Raw genomic sequence first — 20,474 nt, 5'->3', positions numbered from 1 at the left:
GATGCCGCGGACGGCGGTGCTCGCACTTCCCCTCCACAGGCGACGACCCCGGCGACCCCGTTCCGATGTCCGAATCCCGCGAGTCGATGTCGGATGCCGCGGCTACGCTCGAGACATGACCAACGTGTTCCTCACCCGGCTCGAGAGCCCGATCGGGCGCATCGAGCTCGTCGGCGACGACGTCGCCGTCACGTCCCTCTCCATCGAGCGCGACGGGGCCCTTCCCCACGACGACGAGCCAGAGCGCAGCAACGCCGTCCTCGACCGTGCCCGTGAGCAGTTGCTCGAGTACTTCGCGGGTTCCCGTGTCGCCTTCGACATCCCGGTGCGCCGTGCCGGCACGCCGTTCCAGCAGGCCGTCTGGTCGCAACTCGACCGGCTCGGGTGGGGCGAAGCCACCTCGTACGGGGCGCTGGCGGTCGCGGTCGGCAGGCCGGGGTCGGCGCGCGCCATCGGCGCGGCCGTCGGCGCCAACCCGGTGCCGATCATCGTCGGCTGCCACCGGGTGCTCGCCGCAGATGGGCGCATCACCGGCTACTCCGGTGGCAACGGCATCCCGACCAAGCTCTGGCTCCTCGGCCACGAGCGCATCGGCTTCGCCGCATGAGCGTCGTTCCGCGAGCCGAACTCGTCGAGGGCGACGACGGGCGCATCCGATGCGCCTGGGGTGCCCATGACCCCGAGTACCGCCGCTACCACGACGAGGAGTGGGGAACCCCACAGCACGATCCGGTCCGGCTCTTCGAGAAGGTCTGCCTCGAGGGGTTCCAGGCCGGGCTGTCGTGGATCACGATCCTGCGGCGCCGCCCCGCGTTTCGCGAGGTCTTCCACGGGTTCGACGTCGAACGCGTGGCCGCGATGGGCGAAGCCGATGTCGAGCGGCTGCTCGGTGATGCCCGCATCATCAGGCACCGTGGCAAGATCGAGGCCACCATCCAGAACGCCCGGGCGACGCTCGCGCTCGAGGTGCCGATCGACGAACTGCTCTGGAGCTTCGCTTCCCCGGCACGACCTGCACCTCCGACGACCTTCGCAGACGTCCCCGCGACCACTCCCGAGTCCGAAGCGATGAGTCGCAGTCTGCGCAAGCTCGGCTTCCGTTTCGTCGGTCCGACCACGATGTACGCGCTGATGCAGGCGGCCGGCATGGTCGACGATCACCTGAGCGGCTGCTTCCGGGCGCGCAACGCCGTTCCTGCCAGCGTCGCCTCCTGATCCAGGCCAGGTCGGTGGTCAGGGCTCAAGCGACGAGTTCGAGCTCGATGGGTCCGTCGGCACGTCGCGACGACCCGAGGTCGAGTGAGAATCCCGCTTCCCCGGCCCAGGCGATGAGGTCGTCGACCGTGTGCAGCGACGGGCGGTCGACGACCATCGCACGGGTGAACGCGCCTTTCGCCTGCTTGTTGAAGTGGTTGAGAGTGCGTCGCCGTCCGTCGCCATCCTCCGATACCACGCGCACGAAGGCGCTGCCGGCACGGGTCGGCGCCCGTCCCAGCGACGCGTATCCCTCCGAGCGAAGGTCGACGATGAGCCCGCGGCGCTCCGCCAGACACGCCTCGAGGGGCGCCTGCCACAGCGAACGAAGCCGAACACCGGGCACCCGCGAATCGTGCGACAGGCGATACGCCGGGATGGGATCGAGCGCCCCGACGAGGCCGAAGAGGGCCGAATGCACCATGACCGCCTGCCCGGCGAACGCACGGGAGGCCGTGTCGAGGCGTGCGGCATCAAGGGCGTCGAAGAGCACGCCGGTGTAGCGATCGATCGCCGGCATCGTGCCCGATGTGCGCAGGCGGCGGTTCCGTTCGACCTCAGCGACCTGCCGGGGCCCGAGCTTCAAGGCGTGAAGGGCAGCGGCGACGTCGTCGGCGAGTGCGACGACCCGATCGACGAGCCCCGACCGGATCTCGGCGAGCTCGGGGTGATGAAGCGCGGCGAGATCGAGTGGTGGCCGGTCGCCGCCGTCGCGCTTCGTCTCCGACGGTGGCAGCAGAACGAGCATCTACGAGGCGATGAAGGCGAGTGCCGCCTCGACGTTCGACCCCAGCGGGTGGACGCTGTCGACCGTCACGCGCGGCAGGGCCGATGAGGGGCCCGACCACGGCGCGTACCCTTCGAGACTCTGCTCGACGGCCCGCCAGGTGGTCTCCTCGTAGTGCGGCATCCGGCCCTCCCGCTTCGCGAGACGTGCCCGGTGCAGCGCCTCGTCGGAACACACGACTTCGATCACCCGAAGACGCACGTCGGCGCGCGCGGCCAGGTCGCGCCACTGCAGTCGGGCCGCCTCGGCGGCGTTCACCGCATCGACGATGACGGTGCGGCCCGAGTCGAGCTCCTTCTGGGCGATCTCCTCGGCCACGAGGTACGCCGCGAGGCCGGTGGGCTGATCGGCATCGATTCCGGCGCGCAGGATCGCGGACTCGATCGGGTCGACGGAGACGACGGTCGCGCCCAGGCGTGCGCCGATGATCTCGGCGATCGTGGACTTGCCGGCCGCCGGCAACCCTGCCATGACGACGAGCTGGGTGACGGTCAGGTCACCGAACTGACGGTCGAACGGCTGCTCCCCCTGCATCCGGTCCTCCTCAGGCGAGTCCGGCGCGAGAGGCGACGACCTGCACGGCGTCGGACTGCACCGACAGGAATCCGTCCTCCGCGTTGGCGGTGAGCTTCTCACCGCCCGGCAGCGTCACACGCACCTCACCGCCGGCCAGGATCGCGAGCATCGGCTCGTGCCCCGGCAGAATGCCGATCTCGCCTTCAACCGTGCGAGCGACCACCATCGACGCCTCGCCCGACCAGACCTCCTGGTCGGCCGAGACGACGCTCACGTTGAGCGCGGCCATGCTCAGCCGTTCTCCTTCTGGATCTGCGCCCACCGCTCTTCGACGTCGGAGATTCCGCCGACGTTGAAGAAGGCCTGCTCGGCCACGTGGTCGAAGTCACCCCGAACGATCGCGTCGAACGACTCGATCGTCTCCTTGAGCGGCACCGTCGAGCCCTCGACCCCCGTGAACTTCTTCGCCATGTAGGTGTTCTGGGACAGGAACTGCTGGATGCGGCGAGCACGGGCCACCGTGATCTTGTCCTCTTCGGACAGCTCGTCGACACCGAGGATCGCGATGATCTCCTGGAGTTCCTTGTTCTTCTGCAGGATCGCCTTCACGGCCGTCGCCACGCGGTAGTGGTCCTCGCCGAGGTACCGCGGGTCCATGATGCGCGACGTCGAGGTCAGCGGGTCGACCGCGGGGTAGAGACCCTTCGACGCGATCTCACGCGAGAGCTCGGTCGTCGCGTCGAGGTGCGCGAACGTGGTCGCCGGCGCGGGGTCGGTGTAGTCGTCGGCGGGCACGTAGATCGCCTGCAGCGAGGTGATCGAGTGACCGCGAGTCGAGGTGATGCGCTCCTGCAGGATGCCCATCTCGTCGGCGAGGTTCGGCTGGTATCCCACGGCCGACGGCATCCGGCCGAGGAGCGTCGACACCTCGGAGCCCGCCTGCGTGAACCGGAAGATGTTGTCGATGAACAGGAGCACGTCCTGCTTCTGCACGTCGCGGAAGTACTCCGCCATCGTGAGTGCCGAGAGGGCGACGCGGAGACGCGTGCCAGGGGGCTCGTCCATCTGCCCGAAGACGAGCGCGGTCTTGTCGAAGACGCCCGCCTCCTCCATCTCGTGGATGAGGTCGTTGCCCTCACGGGTGCGCTCGCCCACACCGGCGAACACCGACACACCACCGTGGTCTTGAGCCACGCGCTGGATCATCTCCTGGATGAGCACGGTCTTGCCGACGCCCGCACCGCCGAAGAGGCCGATCTTGCCACCCTGCACGTACGGGGTGAGCAGGTCGATGACCTTGATGCCGGTCTCGAAGAGCTGCGTCTTCGACTCGAGCTGGTCGAAGGCCGGGGGCTTGCGGTGGATCGGCCAGCGCTCGGTGACCTCGATCTGCTCACCGGGCTCGGCGTTCAGCACCTCGCCGATCACGTTGAAGACCTTGCCCTTGGTGACGTCGCCGACGGGCACCGCAATCGCCTCGCCGGTATCGGTGACCTCCTGGCCGCGCACGAGCCCGTCGGTGGGCTTCAGTGCGATGGCGCGCACGAGGTCGTCGCCGAGGTGCTGCGCGACCTCGAGCGTGAGGACCGACGTCTCGCCGCCGATGGTGATCTCGGTGCGGAGAGCGTTGTAGATGTCGGGAATCGAGTCGTGCGGGAACTCGATGTCGACGACAGGGCCCGTCACCCGGGCGATGCGGCCGACGGCACCGGTGGCCTGTTCGGCGACCGGCGCAGTTGCGGTGTCAGTCATTGTGCTCTCTCTTTTCTGGATTACTTCTTCACGACGAGCGCATCGGCGCCGCCCACGATCTCGGCGATCTGCTGCGTGATCTCGGCCTGTCGAGCCTCGTTCGCGAGGCGGGTGTAGTCGGTGATGAGCTTGTCGGCGTTGTCGGATGCCGACTTCATCGCCTTCTGCGTCGCAGCGTGCTTGGCGGCCGCCGACTGCAGGAGCGCGTTGAAGATGCGGCTCTCGATGTACACCGGAAGCAGGGAATCGAGGACCGTCTCGACGTCGGGCTCGAACTCGTACAACGGCTGAACCGCGGAGTCGGGCTCCTCGACGCCCTCGACGACCTCGAGGGGCAGCAGGCGCACCACCTCGGGTGTCTGCACCATCATGCTGACGAACCGGTTGTACACGATGTGGATCTCGTCGACGCCACCGTCGGAGCTGTCGCGAAGGAACGCCTCGAGCACCGCATCGGCGATGTCTTTGGCGAGCTCGAACTCGGGGTTCTCGGAGCTGCCGGTCCACTGCCGCTCGGACGCCCGGCGGCGGAACTGGAAGTAGCCCACCGCCTTGCGGCCCGCGAGGAAGTACACGACCTCCTTGCCCTGGGACCGGAGGAGTTCGGTGAGCTCCTCGGCCTCACGCAGCACCTGCGAGTTGAATGCGCCCGCAAGTCCGCGGTCGGACGTCAGGATCACCACTGCCGCGCGCTCGATGCGCTCGGGCTCCGTCGTCAGCACGTGATCGACGTTCGAATACGTCGCCACCGCCGACACGGCACGCGTGATCGCGCGCGAGTACGGCGTCGAAGCGGTCACGCGCGCCTGCGCCTTCTGGATGCGCGAGGCGGCGATGAGTTCCATCGCCTTCGTGATCTTCTTCGTCGTCTGGGCAGACCTGATCTTCTGCCGGTAGACCCGAAGTTGCGCTCCCATGTCTCTCCTGTATCCCTAGAATCCGATCGGTGGTCGCGGCCTAGCGGCGGGACTTGACGATCTTCTCCTGGTTGACGTCCTCTTCGGCGATCGCCTCGAACTCCTCGCGCCCGACCGAGGCGAGCGGCTTGCCCTCACCGGTCTGGAACTCGAGCTTGAACTTGTCGACCTCCGCCTCGAGCGTCGCGATGTTCTCGTCGGACAGCACGTTGGTGTCGCGGAGCTCGCTGAGCACCGTGGTGTTCCGGCCGAGGTAATCGAGAAGCTCACGCTCGAAGCGCAGGATGTCCTCGACGGGAACCTCGTCGAGCTTGCCGTTGGTGCCGGCCCAGATCGAGACGACCTGCTCCTCGACGGGGTAGGGCGAGTACTGCGGCTGCTTGAGGAGCTCGGTCAGGCGGGCGCCGCGGGCGAGCTGACGGCGGCTGGCCGCGTCGAGGTCGCTCGCGAACATCGCGAAGGCCTCGAGCGAGCGGTACTGCGCCAGCTCGAGTTTCAGCGTGCCGGAGACCTTCTTGATCGACTTGACCTGCGCGTCGCCGCCGACCCGGGACACCGAGATGCCCACGTCGACCGCCGGACGCTGGTTGGAGTTGAACAGGTCGGACTGCAGGAAGATCTGGCCATCGGTGATCGAGATCACGTTGGTCGGGATGTACGCCGAGACGTCGTTCGCCTTGGTCTCGATGATCGGAAGGCCCGTCATGGAGCCGGCGCCCAGTTCGTCGCTCAGCTTCGCGCAGCGCTCGAGCAGACGCGAGTGGAGGTAGAACACGTCGCCGGGGTAGGCCTCACGGCCCGGCGGGCGGCGGAGCAGCAGCGAGACGGCGCGGTAGGCCTCGGCCTGCTTCGACAGGTCATCGAAGATGATGAGCACGTGCTTCGAGTCGTACATCCAGTGCTGGCCGATCGCCGAGCCGGTGTAGGGCGCGAGGTACTTGAAGCCGGCAGGGTCGGAGGCCGGGGCCGCGACGATGGTCGTGTACTCCATCGCACCGGCGTCTTCGAGGGCGCCCTTCACCGAGGCGATCGTGGAGCCCTTCTGGCCGATCGCGACGTAGATGCAGCGGACCTGCTTGTTCGGGTCGCCCGACTCCCAGTTCGCCTTCTGGTTGATGATCGTGTCGATGGCGATGGCGGTCTTGCCGGTCTGGCGGTCGCCGATGATCAGCTGGCGCTGGCCGCGGCCGATCGGGATCATGGCGTCGATGGCCTTGATGCCGGTCTGCAGCGGCTCGTGCACCGACTTGCGCTGCATGACGCCGGGAGCCTGGAGCTCGAGCGCACGGCGGCCCTCGATGCCGGTGATCTCGCCGAGGCCGTCGATGGGGTTGCCGAGCGGGTCGACGACGCGGCCGAGGTATCCCTCGCCGACGGGGACCGACAGGACCTCGCCGGTGCGGGTCACCTCCATGCCCTCTTCGATGCCGGTGAACTCGCCGAGCACCACCACGCCGATCTCGTCTTCGTCGAGGTTCAGCGCGAGGCCGAGCGTGCCGTCGGCGAAGCGCACGAGCTCGTTCGCCATGGCCGAGGGCAGGCCCTCGACGTGCGCGATGCCGTCGGCCGCGTCGGTGACGTATCCGACCTCGGTCTTCTGCGCCTGGTCGGGTTCGTACGATGAGACGAACTCCGAGAGAGCCGAACGGATCTCATCGGGGCTGATGGAGAGTTCTGCCATTGCCTTTTCCTTTTCTGGGGCTGGGTCGCGGCGCAGGACGCCGGTCGTGTTCAACCGGCGTCAGCCGGCAAGCTTCTGCCTCAGCGAGCTGAGACGCGAGGCGACGCTGCCGTCGATGACGTCGTCGCCGATCTGCACCCGGACCCCGCCGAGTACGGAGGGGTCGACGATGGTGTCGAATCGGATGCGGCGCCCGTCTTGTGCGAGCCCCTGCTCGAGGCGGGAGAGCTGCGCGTCGCTGAGCGGAACCGCCGTGGTGACGGTCGCGATGTCGAATCCACGCTGGTTCGCGATGACGGATGCCGCGTGGCGCAGCATCTCGCCGATGCGACGACCGCGGGGTTCCTGCACGAGGTGCCGCACGATCGCGATGGTCTGCGGGGTCGCCTTGCCGTCGAGGAGCCGATCGACGATCTTCGTCTTCGCCTCGGGCGCACTGAGCTTGCTGCCCAACGCGAGTTCGAGCTCGGAGTCGGAAGCGACCGCGCGCTCGAAGGCGAACAGCTCGGCGTCGATGTCGACGCCCTCGGGCGCGGACTCCGCGGCGGCCCGGTAGGCGAGCTCCTCGATGCCGGCGAGGAAGTCCTGGTCGTCGGACCACCGGCTGGAGGACGCGCCCACGAGCAGGGTGACCGCATCGGGCGCGATCCTCGAGCCGAAGACCGCACCGACGAGGGCTCGCTTCTGGGCCGCGTCGGCCTCGGTGTCGGTGAGCGCCGCGCGCAGCTGGGACGAACCGCTGATGGTGCGCTCGGCGGCGAGGAGGTCCTCGGCGACCTTCAGGTCGGCCCGGCCGAGCTCCGCGAGTGCGGCTCGCGAACCGGCGAGGGCCTGCCTCGTAGCACTACCCATGGATTACTTCTTCCCTCCGGCGGCGGCCTCGGAGGCCTCCAGGTCGGCGAGGAATCGGTCGACGACGGCGGTCGCCTTCGCGTCGTCGGAGAGCGACTCGCCGATGACGCCCGACGCGAGGTCGATCGCCAACGTGCCCACCTCGGAGCGGAGCGAGACGAGCGCAGCCTGTCGCTCGGCCTCGATCTGGGCCTGCGCGCTCGCAGTGACACGAGCGGCCTCGGCCTGCGCGGCGTTCTTCGCCTCTGCGACGATCCGCTTGCCGTCTTCACGGGCGGACTCGCGGATGTTTCCCGCCTCGGCCCGTGCGTCGGCGAGCTGCGCCGTGTACTCCTCGAGCGCAGCCTCGGCCTTGCGCTGGGCCTCGTCGGCCTTCGCGATGTTGCCCTCGATCGCCTCGGCACGCTCGTCGAGGAGCTTCTGCATGCGCGGCAGCACGTATCGCCAGAAGAAGACGAGGATGATGACGAAGCAGACCGACGACCAGATGATGTCGTACCAGGCGGGGATGATGGGACTCGGGCTCGCCTCGCCACCCTCGGCTGCAGCGCTCAGTACTGCATGAAGCACGTTGGCCTCCTATATCGCTGCGGAAGGGACTAGCTGGTGAAGATGAAGTAGGTGGCGATACCGATCAGGGCCAGCGCCTCGGTGAAGGCGATACCGATCCACATCAGCACCTGCAGTCGGCCGGCGAGCTCGGGCTGCCGGGCGATGCTCTCGATCGTCTTGCCGACGACGATGCCCACGCCGATGGCCGGGCCGATCGCCGCGAGACCGTATCCGACCGTCGCGATGTTGCCGTTGATCTCGGCGAGAACGGTGGTTGCGTCCACGTTGGGTTTCCTTTCCTAGGGAGGTTCTGGGCGGGCGCCCGGGCTCAGTGCTCCTCGGCCACCGCGAGCTGGATGTAGACCGCGGTGAGGAGCGCGAAGATGTAGGCCTGCAGCACGGCGACGAGGATCTCGAAGACCGTGAACGCGAGGCCGAAGGCCAGCGTGCCGACGCCGAGTGCCGTGTACCATCCGCCGAGCTGCACGACGAAGAACTGGGTCGCGGCGAAGAAGAGCACGAGCAGGATGTGCCCGACCATCATGTTCATCAGGAGTCGGAGCGTGAGCGTGATCGGACGGAGCACGAATGTGGAGATGAACTCGATCGGGGTGACGATGAGGTACAGGACCCACGGCACGCCCGCGGGGAAGAGCGAATTCTTGAAGAACCCTGCAGGGCTCTTCTTGATGCCGGCGTAGATGAACGCCACGTAGGCGACGACCGCGAGCACGAGGGGCACGCCGATGACCGACGTGCCGGCGATGTTCAGGAACGGGACGACGCCCGTGAGGTTCATGAACAGGATCATGAAGAAGATCGTCATGAGCAGCGGCAGGAACCGCTTGCCGTCTTTCTTGCCGAGCAGGTCGTCGGCGATGTTCACGCGAACGAGGTCGAGGCCCATCTCGACGAGGCTCTGGAACCGGCCGGGGACGACGCTCATGCGGCGGGTGCCGAGCCAGAACACGAGCAGCAGCGCCGCGACCGCCACGAAGCGGACCAGCATGATGCGGTTGACCTCGAACGGCGTGCCCTCGAGGAACAGGGGCCCGGGGAAGAACTCCGTGACGGACGGCCCGTGGAACTCGTCATCTGTTGACATCGGAACCAGCAGGTTCAAGGCGTGAGCTAGCAGCGCTGTCTCCTGTTTCGGGGCGTCGAGTGGGACTCTCGCGACGACGAACATCGGGAACGGATTCCACACAGGCGTGAGCCGGGTGGAGGCCGTCGGGGATCCCCAACACTCTAGCAATACTTCGCGTCGGCGAACGAATCGCCGAAGGTCGTCAGTCGTCGGTGGGAGCCTTCGGAAGCTCGACGTCGCTCGCGTACGGCATGCGCGATCTCGCGACCACGAGGACGTCGACGACGAGGGACGCGATCACTCCGGCCACGAGACTGAGGAAGAGCACGGTGGGATTGAGCCACGACGCGTCGCGCAGCACCACGACGAGCACGAGGAAGACGACGAACTTGATGATCCATCCGCCGAGCACGATGCCGAAGAACACGCCGACGAACACGTCGCTCGAGGCGAACCGGTTCGCGAGCAGGATGCTCGCCGCCGTGATGCCCATGAACACGACCGCCATCAGCGTGCCGAGGAGTGCGCTCACGAGCCCCTCGGCCCCGGCGAAGACGAACCCGAGGATGCCGCTGACGACGAGGACGACCGCGGCGAGGATCCCGCCCCACGCGAGCGCCCGGCGCAGCACCGGGTTCGATGTGGGCGTGCGGTCGACGGGGTCAGGACGTCGGTCGGTCATCGTGCTCCAATCCGGGGGTGCGGGAATCTCGCGGGCTCCCGCCGGGAACGGCCGTGGGTTCCAGCTCATCGAGTGACCCGGCACCTGCGCGCGACGCCTCGGCCTCGGCCGCCACCGTGAGCCGCTTCCGGCGTCCGAGGGGCGCGAGGGTGAGGGCGGCGCAGATGAGGAACCCGATGCCGAGCAGCAGGAAGGCCCAGCCCGAGTCGATGTCGAAGTACACGGGGAAGACATACGTCAGGAGGCATCCGACCGAGGCGACCGCCGTCCAGGCGTAGAAGATGAGCACCGCGTTCAGGTGCGAGTGCCCCATGTCGAGCAGCCGGTGGTGCAGGTGCTTCCGGTCGGCGGCGAACGGCGACTTGCCCGCCCGGAGTCGTCGCACGACGGCGAGTCCGAAGTCGAGCAGCGGGATCACGAGCACGGCGAATGGCAGCAGGATCGGGATGAACGCCGCGAAGAGCTGGTCGAAGCCGACGCCCGTGGGATTCAGCTGGCCCGTGACCGAGATCGCCGACGTCGCCATGAGCAGGCCGATGAGGAGCGCACCCGCGTCGCCCATGAAGAGCTTGGCCGGGTGCCAGTTGAGCGGCAGGAACCCGGCGCAGGCGCCGACGAGGATGATCGCGAGCAGCGACGCGAGGTTGAAGTAGTTGAGCGGCGACGTCTCCTGCACGAGCAGGTACGTGTAGAGGAAGAAGACGCCGTTCGCGATGAGGGCGACGCCGGCCACGAGCCCGTCGAGGCCGTCGATGAAGTTGATCGCGTTCATCACGAGCACGATCGCGAACACCGTGATGGTGGCGCTCATCCACGACGAGCCCACGGTGATGCCGCCGATGGGCAACGAGACGATCGACACGCCCTGCCAGGCGATGAGCCCCGCCGCGATGAACTGCCCGGCGAGCTTCGTCGTCCAGTCGAGGTCCCAGATGTCGTCGGCGACGCCGATCAGCACGATCAGCAGCGCCGCGCCGAGGATCGCGAGGATCTGCGCCGGGTTCTGGAACACGATCGACACGTTCGAGAACCTCGTCGATCCGAGCGACGAGACGAATGCGGCCGCCCCGATCGCGGTCAGGATGCCCACGAACATCGCGATGCCCCCGAGTCGCGGGGTCGGGCGCGTGTGCACGTCGCGCTCGCGGATCTTCGGATACAGGCGGTATTTCAGGCTCAGCTTCCACACGAGCACCGAGCCGCCGAAGGTGACGAGCGCGGCCACGAGGGCGAGCACGAGGAAGAGGGTCATGACGCGGCGGCATCCCCATCGGCGTCGGATGCCGCGGGTTCGCCGGCTCTCGATGCGGCCGCATCGGCGGCTGCAGCGACATCGCGGGGCGCTGCAGGCTCGGCGAGGAGCTCCTCGCCGATGACCTGCGCGATGCGCCCGCGCGAGACGACGCCGCTGCGGACGATCCGGAGCACTCCCCCGTCGTCATCGAGCCCGGTCGCGTCGACGATCGTCGACGAGGTGTCGCCGGCACGTTCGCCGATCGCCTCGTAGCCCTCACCCGCGGGGCCACCGTCGAGATACACGGTCACGGAGTCCCCGAGCATCGCCTCGGCATCGGCGGCGGTCGTGGCCGACGGCTGACCCGACACGTTGGCCGACGACACGGCCAGCGGACCCGTCTCGGAGAGGAGTTCGAGCGCGATCGGATGCGCGGGCATGCGCAGGGCGACCGTGCCGCGCGTCTCGCCGAGATCCCACTGCAGCGACGGCTGGGCGCGGAGGATCACCGTGAGCCCTCCGGGCCAGAACTCGGCGACGAGCCGGCGCACGGGTTCGGGCACCTCGCTCGCGAGGGCGTCGAGCGTGGGGATGCCGGGGATGAGCACGGGTGGCGGCGACGTGCGCTCGCGTCCCTTCGCCTCGAGCAGGCGCGCAACGGCGGCGGGGGTGAACGCGTCGGCCGCCACGCCGTAGACCGTGTCGGTCGGGATCACCACGAGTTCGCCGCGACCGATGGCTGCGCGGGCGAGCCGCATGCCGGCGAGCAACTCCGTGTCGACCGAACAGTCGTAGATGGGTGTCATGACCTGCACGATTCTATGCTGGTGCGGCAGTCCCCGCCCGCCTCCGCGGATGCCGCGGGCCCGTGCAGCCCGCGGCAGCCGTCGATCTGCAGTCGCCGTCAGCGGCGCCCGGCCTTGCGCCGGAAGAGCCACGCGCCCCAGACGACGCTGACCGCGACGATCGCGACGCACCAGACCACGGCCCAGAGGACGTTGTCGCCGACCGGCTGATCCATGAGCAGGGCGCGGATCGCCTCGATGACCGGCGTGATCGGCTGGTACTCGGCGATCGGCTGCAGCCACTCGGGCATCGTCTCGACCGGCACGAACGCGCTCGACACGTAGGGCAGGAACAGGAGGATGAACCCGTAGCCCACCGCCGCCTCGGGCGTCGAGGCCGCGAGTCCGATCGCCGCGAACAGGTAGGTGATCGCCAGGATGTACAGCGCGACGACCCCGAACGCGCCGAGCCACTCCAGCGGGCCGGCGCTCGGACGGAAGCCGACGAGCAGGCCGACCGCGATCACGACCGCCGTGGCGAAGAGGTTGCGCACGAGGCTCGCGACGACGTGGCCGGTGAGCACGGCACCGCTGCGGAGGGGCATGGTGCGGAAGCGGTCGATGATGCCGGTGGTCATGTCGCGCGAAACCGAGACGGCCGTCGACGAGGCGCCGAAACCCGCGCAGAGCAGGATGATGCCGGGCACGACGTAGTCGACGTAGCCGCCCGACGGGTCGATCGCGTTGCCGAAGATCCACGTGAACATGAGCATGAGCATCACGGGGAGCATGACGGACATGAGCAGCGCCTCGACGTCGCGCAGGGAGTGCCGCATGCTCCGGGCGATGAAGGTCGACTCGGCGGTGAGGGCGCCGAGACGGGGACGGGCGGGGGCGAGCGCGGTGGCGGTCATGGCATTCACTTCGATTCGATGAGCTCTGGTGCGGGCGCCGCCGCACGGTCGGTGATCGCGAGGAAGACGTCGTCGAGGCTGGGACGACGGATGGAGACGACGCCGCCGGGTGCGCTCGCGACCGGCAGGCGGTCGAGCTCGTCGATCGCGGCTCGGAGGCCGTGCACGGTGCCGTCGGTGGGCAGCTCGACGAGCAGCAGGCCGTCGGCGTCGCGAAGTTCGACGACATCACCGCCGATGCGGGCCTTGAGCTCGCCGGCGGTTCCCTCGGCGGCGACGCGACCGCGGTCGAGCACGGCGATGCGGTCGGCCAGCCGGTCGGCCTCCTCGAGGTACTGCGTGGTGAGGAACACCGTCGTGCCGTCGTCGGCGAGCGAGCGGATGACGCTCCACAGTTCCTTGCGGCTGCGCGTGTCGAGGCCGGTGGTCGGCTCGTCGAGGAAGAGCACCGAGACGGGAACGACGAGGCTCAGCGCGAGGTCGAGGCGCCGGCGCATGCCGCCCGAGTAGGTGCCGACCCGTCGTCCGGCGGCATCCGTCAGCTCGAAGCGCTCGAGCAGCGCGGCGGCGCGCGAGTGCGCCTCACGACGGGACAGGCCCGAGAGCCGGCCCATCATCACCACGTTCTCGGTTGCGGTGAGCACCTCGTCGACGGCGGCCGCCTGCCCGGTGAGGCTGATCCGCCGCTTGACGTCGTCGCCCTGCTCGACGACGTCGTACCCGGCGACGCGGGCACTTCCGGCATCGGGTCGGATGAGCGTCGTGAGGATGTTGATGGTCGTCGTCTTGCCGGCGCCGTTCGGGCCGAGCAGGGCGAAGACGGTACCAGAAGGCACCGCCAGGTCGAGCCCCGCGAGCACTTCGGTGCGGCCGAAGCGCTTGCGAAGGCCGCGAGCGTCGATGGCGAGCGTCATGGCCGTTTCCTTTCGATCGGTGTACTCTGTGTAGGACGCAAACTGTTTATAGCATCCACTGCCGTTTAAGTAATACACAGTTCTAGACTGAGCGTCAACACCCGCAGGAATCTCGATGAGAACGGGAGCCGATGCAGAACTCCACGCCCACTCCCCCGGCGCAGCCCGACCCCGAGCTTCCGCGTGCAGTGGCGCTCGCCTGGGGAATCGCGGCGAACCCGCAGCGTGGGCCCAAGCGCGAGCTCTCCATCGAGCGCATCGTCGAGGCGGCGATGGAGATCGCAGACGCCGAAGGACTCGGCGCCGTGTCGATGAGCCGGGTCGCCGCCAACCTCGGCTTCACCACGATGTCGCTCTATCGCTACGTGACGAGCAAGGACGACCTGATCCTGCTCATGCAGGAGGAGGCGAGCCTCGTCGCCGTCCCGCCCGACGACTCCGTCGAGCGCAACTGGCGCGATGGGGTGACGGCCTGGGTGCTCGCCATGCGCGCCGCCTACCGGGAGCACCCGTGGCTCGTCGACATCCCGATCTCGGGCGCGCCGATCACGCCGAACAGCTTCACGATCGTCGACTGGTTCCTCCGCGAGGTGCGCGACCTCCCGTTGACCGACGGCGAGAAGATGTCGGCGCTCCTGCTCGTCACGAGCTATTCGCGAGCCACGAGCGCGCAGGATCGCGACCTCAGGGCCGCTGCTGCGGCATCCGACCCGGCGGACGTGTCGGGCGAGAACGCCTTCGCGGCGCTCGCCGAATTCGTGACTCCCGAACGGTTCCCCTATCTCGCGCCCCTCTTCGCGGCCGGAGGGTACGTCGCCGAGCCCGGCAGCCGCTCGGGCGACATCGACGCGATCGACACCCAGGAGGATTTCGAGTTCGGGCTCGAGCGCATCCTCGACGGCATCGCGTTCCATGTCTCCCGAGTGGAGGCCGGCGAGGCGCCGGCGAGGCGTGCCGCACTCCCGCCTGAACTCGAGCCGCCCCGCGATCCCAAGGTCAGGGAGGCCGCCAAGGCACGGCGAGAAGCCGAGAAGGCGCTGCGCGAGGCCCAGAAGCGCGAGCGCGAGGCGATCAAGCGTGCGCTCGAGCGGGAGAAGCAGGCCCGCGAGAAGGCCGAGCGGTCGGGCTGATCACCCGCCCTCGGGTCCGGTCAGCGCACCGCGGTCGTCGCGCGGTCGCGCCCGGTGAGGTCCCGGTGGTGCGCGATCGCACGCCAGCCGTCGCGCTCGAGGAGCCCGGCGATCGCCACGGACTGCGTCTCGGCGTGCTCGAGCACGAGCATGCCGCCGGGATGCAGCAACTCGGCCGCCCGGCCCGAGATCACCCGCACGACGTCGAGCCCGTCGACTCCGCCGTACAGGGCTGCATCGGGATCGTGGAGCCGCACCTCCGGGTCGGGCGGGAGCTCACCCGACGGCACGTACGGCGGGTTCGAGATGACGACGGCGGCGCGGCCGACGAGGGAGTCGAGCGCGGTCGCGAGATCGCCGAGCACGAGCTCCAGGTTCGCGACGCCGACCTCGTCGACGTTCCGCCGCGTCCACGCGAAGGCGTCGGGCGAGTTCTCGACCGCCCAGACGCGCGCGTGCGGCACCTCGGTGGCCATGGCGAGCGCGATGGCGCCGCTTCCGGCGCCCAGGTCGATGGCGATCGGCTCGGGTTCGGCGGCAGCGCGGAGGGCGTCGATCGCCAGCTGCACGACCTGCTCCGTCTCGGGACGCGGCACGAACACCCCGGGCCCGACGGCGAGTTCGAGCGACCGGAACGCAGCGCGTCCGGTGAGGTGCTGGAGGGGCTCGCGCGCCGCACGCCGGGCGACGAGCGGCGCGAGCTCTGCGGCATCCGCTGCATCGATCTCGGCCCCCAGGACGAGCCTCGCCTGCACGCCCCCTCGGGAGAGCCCGAGCACGTGTCCGATGAGCAGCTCCGCGTCGACCTCGGCGTCGGGCACGCCGGCGGCGGAGAGCCGCGCCACCGTCTCGTCGCGCACCGTCCGCAGCGGTCGCGCGCCGGCCTGCGGCATCCGTTCACCCACGACTTGGAGGGTAACGCAGTCGCCCGCTCGCGACGCCGGTCGTAGGCTGAACGAGGCACCCGACGCACCCGAACCTCGAGAGGAACCCACGATGGCCAAGGTCTACGACAACATCACCGAGGTCTTCGGCGGCACACCGCTCGTGCGACTCCGTCGGGTGACCGACGGAGCGGATGCCACGGTGCTGGCCAAGCTCGAGTTCTACAACCCGTCGGCGAGCGTGAAGGACCGCCTCGCCATCGGCATCGTCGATGCCGCCGAGTCATCGGGTGAGCTGCAGCCCGGCGGCACGATCGTGGAGGCGACGAGCGGCAACACCGGTATCGCGCTCGCCATGATCGGCGCCGCCCGCGGTTACGAGGTCGTCATCGCGATGCCCGAGACGATGAGCCGCGAGCGGCGCGGACTGCTGCGCGCCTACGGCGCGGAACTGGTGCTGACGCCCGGCGGCGAGGGCATGAAGGGTGCGGTCGCCCGGGCCGAGCAGATCGCCGCAGAGCGGCCCGGCGCGGTGCTCGCTCGCCAGTTCGAGAACCAGGCGAACGTCGACATCCACCGACGCACGACGGCCGAGGAGGTGTGGGCCGACACCGACGGCGGGGTCGACATCTTCGTGTCCGGGATCGGAACCGGCGGAACGGTCACGGGAGTCGGCCAGGTGCTGAAGGAGCGCAAGCCCGAGGTGCAGGTCATCGGCGTCGAGCCTGCCGAGTCGCCGATCCTGAACGGCGGCCAGCCAGGTCCGCACAAGATCCAGGGCATCGGCGCGAACTTCGTGCCCGCGATCCTCGACCGCGACGCCTACGACGAGATCATCGACGTCGACATCGAGCAGTCGGTCGCGACGGCTCGGCGGCTCGGCGTCGAGGAGGGCATCCTCGGCGGCATCTCGTCGGGCGCCACGGTGTATGCGGCCACGCAGGTCGCCAAGCGTCCCGAGAACGCCGGCAAGACGATCGTCGTGATCGTCGCGAGCTACGGGGAGCGCTACCTGTCGACCGTGCTGTACGAAGGTCTGCTTGACTGACCGGGTGGGAATCCTCGGCAGGCTCAGGGAAGACATCGCCACCGCGCGCGCGCATGATCCCGCCTCGCGGAGTTCGACCGAGGTCGTCCTCGCGTACTCGGGCCTGCATGCGATCTGGGCGCACCGGCTCATGCATCGTCTCTGGACGGCCGGTTTCCGCCTTCCGGCGCGAGTCGGCTCGCAGCTCGTCCGCTTCCTCACGGGAATCGAGATCCACCCCGGGGCCAGGATCGGGCGGCGGTTCTTCATCGACCACGGAATGGGCGTGGTCATCGGCGAGACCGCCGTCGTGGGCGACGATGTCATGCTCTACCACGGGGTCACGCTGGGCGGGAAGGCCCCGCGGGGTGCGCCCCGCGGAGCGAAGCGGCATCCGACCCTCGAAGACGGCGTCACCGTCGGTGCCGGCGCCAAGGTGCTCGGCGACGTCACCATCGGGGCATGGAGCGCGATCGGCGCCAACGCGGTCGTGACGAAGGATGCCCCGGCGCACTCGCTCATCGTCGGCATCCCGGCGACCTTCAAGCCGCTCTCCAACGCGACGGCGGACGCCGCGCGCGGCGTGCACGACTGGCACATCTGAGCGGCGGCCCGTCGGCTCCCCCGCCCCGCCCGGCTGCGCCACTTCGGCGGCCTCTGCGCCAGCTGGACTGGCGGAGAGGGCGCACAAGTGGCGCCGCGAGGCCCGGAGGCGGAATCAGCGCCGTCTCGCTCGCACCAACGGGAGGCCTGCCTGGAGCAGGATGCGACGGAGCGGCCCGCCCGTCCAGGCCTCGTCCCAGTCCCATCGCCCGCACGCCCATCGCGTCACTGCCCGCACGTCGTTCTCGCGCATCTTCTCGTCCCGAACGATCTCGCCGGGCGAGCGCCGATCGCCCTCGGAGAGGGCGCTGCCCAGGTACTTGCCCGCTCCGTCGGCCTCACCCCAGACACCATGGTGGGGCCACGCGAAGTCCAGGAACGCCGGCCCACGCCCTCCAGGGCGGTTCACGAGCACGTGGAGTTCTGGTCGTGGGAAACCGAACTCCTCGATCCGGACCCGGCTGAGCGTCTCGAGGGGTGTCTCGGCACGTGTCGTCGCACGGTCGAGCACCGCGGCGACCTTGCGGCTGCCCGGGAACGGCAGGAGCGCCTCGAAGGCTGAACGGAGATCCTCGATCGTGGTCACCGCCTTCGTCGCGCCGAATCGCGGAACCCAGAGCGCAGCATCTGTCATCGTGAGCGCGGTGAGCAGAGGCCGGCTGCGTGCCACCTCGATCAGCGTGTCGACGATCGGGGTCACCGCGACGCCGTCGTCGGTGAGTATCGGGGCTCCCGTTCGCCGAACGATCTCGACCACCCCGTTGCGGCGTCGACCGGAGGTGCCCGACGCGAGCACCGTGACATCGCGCGACACGCCACCGACGACCGGCATCCCCGAGAGCAGGGCCGCAGTGAAGCCGGCGAACACCACGCCGGGCCGTTGGTGCGCGACGGCGAATGCCATTTCACGATGTCGATCGACCGCCGAGAGGTCGTCGCGTCCCGCCGCAGGAACGTAGATGCCACGCCGTACCGCGACGAGGTGGCCCGCGTCCCGCGCCGTCAGGAGCGTCGCCGAGACGCCGACGGCACGTGCCTGCGCGGAGGGGATCCCGTCTCCACCCGCTCGCGGCAACGAATCGAGGTCCATGACGACAGGATGACCGCCTCTGCGGCGGGCGGATGCGGCATCCGCCCGCACCTCGAACGCGCCGGGCATCGTTCGACCTGTTGAGGAACGGTGGACGGGCTCCTTCTGCGCCAGTTGGCAGCGTGTTGCGCCAGTCATGATGGCGCAGACGAAGTCGAAGTGGCGCAGCGAACGCGGTGGCTACCGGATGCCGCGGCGAGCGTCAGAGCGCGATGGCGACCGGATGCCGCGGCGAGCGTCAGAGCGCGAGGAACATCACGTGCAGGCCGACCCGCCCGTGGCGCGGTGAGCGGAACGCGTTCGGCACCGTTCCGACGATCTCGAAGCCGAGCGACGTCCAGAGGCGAACGGCCGCCTCGTTCGATGCGACGACCGCGTTGAACTGGATGCCCTCGTAGCCCTCGCGCCGGTGCCAGTCGACGACGTACTCCCCGAGACGCCGGCCCACACCGGCACCGCGGACGGTCGGGTCGACCATGAACGACGCGGTGCCGATGTGGTCGCCGTGGCCCGGCCGGTTGGGGCCCATCTTGGCCGTGCCCACGATCGCGCCATCGAGCTCGGCGACGACCGTGTGCCCGGGCGGCTCCTCGATCCACAGGTCGCGTGCGGCATCCGATGACAGGGACCCGGGGAGGGCGTACGTCTCGCCCTCGCGCACGACCTGCTGGATGATCGCGTAGATCTGCGCCCAGTCGGATGCCGCGGCCGACCGGATCACGAGCTCGCGGCTCATTCGTCGCCCAGCTGGGCGAGGCGCGCCTCCTCGTCGGCCTGGACGGCCGATTCGATGAGCGCGTCGAGCGCGCCGTTCATGACCTGGTCGAGGTTGTACGCCTTGTACCCGGTCCGGTGATCGGCGATGCGGTTCTCGGGGAAGTTGTAGGTGCGGATGCGCTCGGAACGGTCCATCGAGCGAATCTGCGACTTGCGGGCATCGGATGCCGCGGCGGCGAGTTCCTCCTGCTGGCGCGCGAGCAGGCGCGCTCGGAGCACGCGCATCGCGGCCTCGCGGTTCTGCAGCTGGGACTTCTCGTTCTGCATCGAGACCACGATGCCCGTCGGCAGGTGCGTGATGCGCACCGCGGAGTCGGTCGTGTTCACCGACTGGCCGCCGGGCCCCGACGAGCGGTAGACGTCGATCTTGAGGTCGTTCTGGTTGAGGTCGACCTCCTCGGGCTCGTCGACCTCGGGGAAGACGAGCACGCCCGTGGTCGAGGTGTGGATGCGGCCCTGGGTCTCGGTGACGGGCACGCGCTGGACGCGGTGCACGCCCCCCTCGTACTTGAGGTGCGCCCAGACACCCTGCGACGGATCGGTGGCGTTCGACTTGATCGCGACCTGCACGTTCTTGTATCCGCCGAGGTCGGACTCGTCTCGCTCGAGCAGCTCGGTCTTCCAGCCCTTGGACTGCGCGTACTGCAGGTACATGCGCAGCAGGTCCGCCGCGAAGAGGGCGCTCTCCGCGCCCCCTTCGCCGCCCTTGATCTCCATGATCACGTCACGACCGTCGTCGGGGTCGCGAGGGATCAGGAGCCGCCGCAGCCGCTCCTGCGCCTCGGCCAGGCCCTGTTCGAGCGACGGGATCTCGTCGGCGAAGGCATCATCCTCCTTGGCCAGCTCGCGGGCCGCCTCGAGGTCGTCGGCGGCCTGCCGCCACGCCTCGTGGGCGGCGACGATGCGGCTGAGCTCGGCGTATCGCCGGTTCACCCGCTTCGCGCGTCCGGCGTCCGCATGCAGGGCAGGGTCGGCGAGCTCCTCCTGGAGCTCCCCGTGCTCGTCGAGCAGGGCCTGGACGGACTCGAACACGCGA

The 20,474-nt window shown here is 69.1% G+C and carries 24 protein-coding genes; 5 read left to right on the top strand and 19 right to left on the bottom strand.

Translation table 11 applies throughout. The features are described 5' to 3' along the window. Positions 1-115 precede the first annotated feature (115 nt). Together HUS56_RS03540 and HUS56_RS03535 are read left to right on the top strand one after the other, a co-directional pair. Complete coding sequence (locus tag HUS56_RS03540; protein WP_173922013.1) at positions 116-607, top strand: methylated-DNA--[protein]-cysteine S-methyltransferase; 492 nt, start codon at positions 116-118, stop codon at positions 605-607. Then, positions 604-1,215 carry a DNA-3-methyladenine glycosylase I gene (locus tag HUS56_RS03535; RefSeq protein ID WP_173922012.1) on the top strand — a complete coding sequence of 204 codons (612 nt, stop codon included), beginning with the start codon at positions 604-606 and terminating at the stop codon, positions 1,213-1,215. Before HUS56_RS03540 ends, HUS56_RS03535 begins: the two co-directional genes overlap by 4 nt. A gap of 25 nt (positions 1,216-1,240) precedes the next feature. On the opposite strand, the gene HUS56_RS03530 is transcribed toward HUS56_RS03535, so the two are convergent. The 15 genes from HUS56_RS03530 to HUS56_RS03460 form a co-directional block, all read right to left on the bottom strand. Then, complete coding sequence (locus HUS56_RS03530) at positions 1,241-2,002, bottom strand: YaaA family protein (protein WP_173922011.1); 762 nt, start codon at positions 2,000-2,002, stop codon at positions 1,241-1,243. Then, positions 2,003-2,575 carry an ATP-binding protein gene (locus tag HUS56_RS03525; RefSeq protein WP_173922010.1) on the bottom strand — a complete coding sequence of 191 codons (573 nt, stop codon included), beginning with the start codon at positions 2,573-2,575 and terminating at the stop codon, positions 2,003-2,005. A gap of 10 nt (positions 2,576-2,585) precedes the next feature. Next, positions 2,586-2,846 (bottom strand): F0F1 ATP synthase subunit epsilon, encoded by a 261-nt coding sequence (locus HUS56_RS03520; protein WP_173922009.1) that lies wholly within the window; start codon positions 2,844-2,846, stop codon positions 2,586-2,588. 2 nt (positions 2,847-2,848) lie between these two features. Next, on the bottom strand, positions 2,849-4,309 hold the full coding sequence (atpD, locus tag HUS56_RS03515; RefSeq protein WP_173922008.1) for a F0F1 ATP synthase subunit beta: 1,461 nt from the start codon (positions 4,307-4,309) through the stop codon (positions 2,849-2,851). 20 nt (positions 4,310-4,329) lie between these two features. Beyond that, entirely contained in the window at positions 4,330-5,226 is an 897-nt protein-coding gene (locus HUS56_RS03510) for a F0F1 ATP synthase subunit gamma (protein WP_173922007.1), read from the bottom strand. A 40-nt stretch (positions 5,227-5,266) separates the two neighbouring features. Further along, positions 5,267-6,907: a F0F1 ATP synthase subunit alpha gene (gene atpA, locus HUS56_RS03505; RefSeq protein ID WP_173922006.1), complete on the bottom strand. Its 1,641-nt coding sequence runs from the start codon at positions 6,905-6,907 to the stop codon at positions 5,267-5,269. Positions 6,908-6,967: 60 nt separating this feature from the next. After that, entirely contained in the window at positions 6,968-7,759 is a 792-nt protein-coding gene (locus HUS56_RS03500) for a F0F1 ATP synthase subunit delta (RefSeq protein WP_173922005.1), read from the bottom strand. A gap of 3 nt (positions 7,760-7,762) precedes the next feature. Beyond that, positions 7,763-8,329, bottom strand: a complete 567-nt coding sequence (locus HUS56_RS03495; protein ID WP_173922004.1) for a F0F1 ATP synthase subunit B — start codon at positions 8,327-8,329, stop codon at positions 7,763-7,765. Positions 8,330-8,358: 29 nt separating this feature from the next. After that, the gene (gene atpE / locus HUS56_RS03490; protein WP_173922003.1) at positions 8,359-8,595 is read right to left on the bottom strand and encodes an ATP synthase F0 subunit C; all 237 of its coding nucleotides are present in this window, start codon (positions 8,593-8,595) and stop codon (positions 8,359-8,361) included. A gap of 44 nt (positions 8,596-8,639) precedes the next feature. Then, the gene (gene atpB, locus HUS56_RS03485) at positions 8,640-9,416 is read right to left on the bottom strand and encodes a F0F1 ATP synthase subunit A (RefSeq protein ID WP_254431266.1); all 777 of its coding nucleotides are present in this window, start codon (positions 9,414-9,416) and stop codon (positions 8,640-8,642) included. A gap of 184 nt (positions 9,417-9,600) precedes the next feature. After that, the gene (locus HUS56_RS03480) at positions 9,601-10,080 is read right to left on the bottom strand and encodes a hypothetical protein (protein ID WP_173922001.1); all 480 of its coding nucleotides are present in this window, start codon (positions 10,078-10,080) and stop codon (positions 9,601-9,603) included. Continuing rightward, on the bottom strand, positions 10,061-11,332 hold the full coding sequence (locus tag HUS56_RS03475) for an MraY family glycosyltransferase (RefSeq protein WP_173922000.1): 1,272 nt from the start codon (positions 11,330-11,332) through the stop codon (positions 10,061-10,063). The genes HUS56_RS03480 and HUS56_RS03475 overlap by 20 nt, the downstream gene beginning before the upstream one ends. Beyond that, complete coding sequence (locus tag HUS56_RS03470; RefSeq protein ID WP_173921999.1) at positions 11,329-12,120, bottom strand: L-threonylcarbamoyladenylate synthase; 792 nt, start codon at positions 12,118-12,120, stop codon at positions 11,329-11,331. The genes HUS56_RS03475 and HUS56_RS03470 overlap by 4 nt, the downstream gene beginning before the upstream one ends. Before the next feature lie 98 nt (positions 12,121-12,218). After that, positions 12,219-13,013 carry an ABC transporter permease gene (locus HUS56_RS03465; RefSeq protein WP_173921998.1) on the bottom strand — a complete coding sequence of 265 codons (795 nt, stop codon included), beginning with the start codon at positions 13,011-13,013 and terminating at the stop codon, positions 12,219-12,221. A gap of 5 nt (positions 13,014-13,018) precedes the next feature. Next, complete coding sequence (locus HUS56_RS03460; protein WP_173921997.1) at positions 13,019-13,927, bottom strand: ATP-binding cassette domain-containing protein; 909 nt, start codon at positions 13,925-13,927, stop codon at positions 13,019-13,021. Positions 13,928-14,058: 131 nt separating this feature from the next. Here HUS56_RS03460 and HUS56_RS03455 point away from each other — a divergent pair, with 131 nt between their 5' ends. Beyond that, a complete protein-coding gene (locus HUS56_RS03455) occupies positions 14,059-15,057 on the top strand; it encodes a TetR/AcrR family transcriptional regulator (RefSeq protein ID WP_173921996.1) in 999 nt (332 codons plus the stop codon). A gap of 20 nt (positions 15,058-15,077) precedes the next feature. Here the strand turns inward: HUS56_RS03455 and prmC are convergent, their stop codons facing one another. After that, entirely contained in the window at positions 15,078-15,950 is an 873-nt protein-coding gene (gene prmC / locus HUS56_RS03450; RefSeq protein ID WP_173922164.1) for a peptide chain release factor N(5)-glutamine methyltransferase, read from the bottom strand. A 103-nt stretch (positions 15,951-16,053) separates the two neighbouring features. Here prmC and cysK point away from each other — a divergent pair, with 103 nt between their 5' ends. Together cysK and epsC are read left to right on the top strand one after the other, a co-directional pair. Continuing rightward, entirely contained in the window at positions 16,054-16,989 is a 936-nt protein-coding gene (gene cysK, locus HUS56_RS03445; RefSeq protein ID WP_173921995.1) for a cysteine synthase A, read from the top strand. Between the two features lie 4 nt (positions 16,990-16,993). After that, positions 16,994-17,572, top strand: coding sequence for a serine O-acetyltransferase EpsC (gene epsC / locus HUS56_RS03440; protein WP_173922163.1), 579 nt, complete (start codon positions 16,994-16,996; stop codon positions 17,570-17,572). A gap of 114 nt (positions 17,573-17,686) precedes the next feature. Here the strand turns inward: epsC and HUS56_RS03435 are convergent, their stop codons facing one another. The 3 genes from HUS56_RS03435 to prfA all read right to left on the bottom strand — a co-directional run bounded on the left by HUS56_RS03435 (position 17,687) and on the right by prfA (position 20,470). After that, on the bottom strand, positions 17,687-18,661 hold the full coding sequence (locus HUS56_RS03435; RefSeq protein ID WP_173921994.1) for a hypothetical protein: 975 nt from the start codon (positions 18,659-18,661) through the stop codon (positions 17,687-17,689). 238 nt (positions 18,662-18,899) lie between these two features. Continuing rightward, on the bottom strand, positions 18,900-19,397 hold the full coding sequence (locus HUS56_RS03430) for a GNAT family N-acetyltransferase (protein ID WP_173921993.1): 498 nt from the start codon (positions 19,395-19,397) through the stop codon (positions 18,900-18,902). After that, positions 19,394-20,470 carry a peptide chain release factor 1 gene (gene prfA, locus HUS56_RS03425; protein ID WP_173921992.1) on the bottom strand — a complete coding sequence of 359 codons (1,077 nt, stop codon included), beginning with the start codon at positions 20,468-20,470 and terminating at the stop codon, positions 19,394-19,396. Before prfA ends, HUS56_RS03430 begins: the two co-directional genes overlap by 4 nt. Positions 20,471-20,474: the final 4 nt, after the last annotated feature.

This window comes from Agromyces sp. Marseille-P2726, assembly GCF_902809835.1.
GTDB lineage: Bacteria > Actinomycetota > Actinomycetes > Actinomycetales > Microbacteriaceae > Agromyces.
Note: the sequence above shows the minus strand (reverse complement) of the source record. Positions and strands in the feature narration are given on the sequence as shown.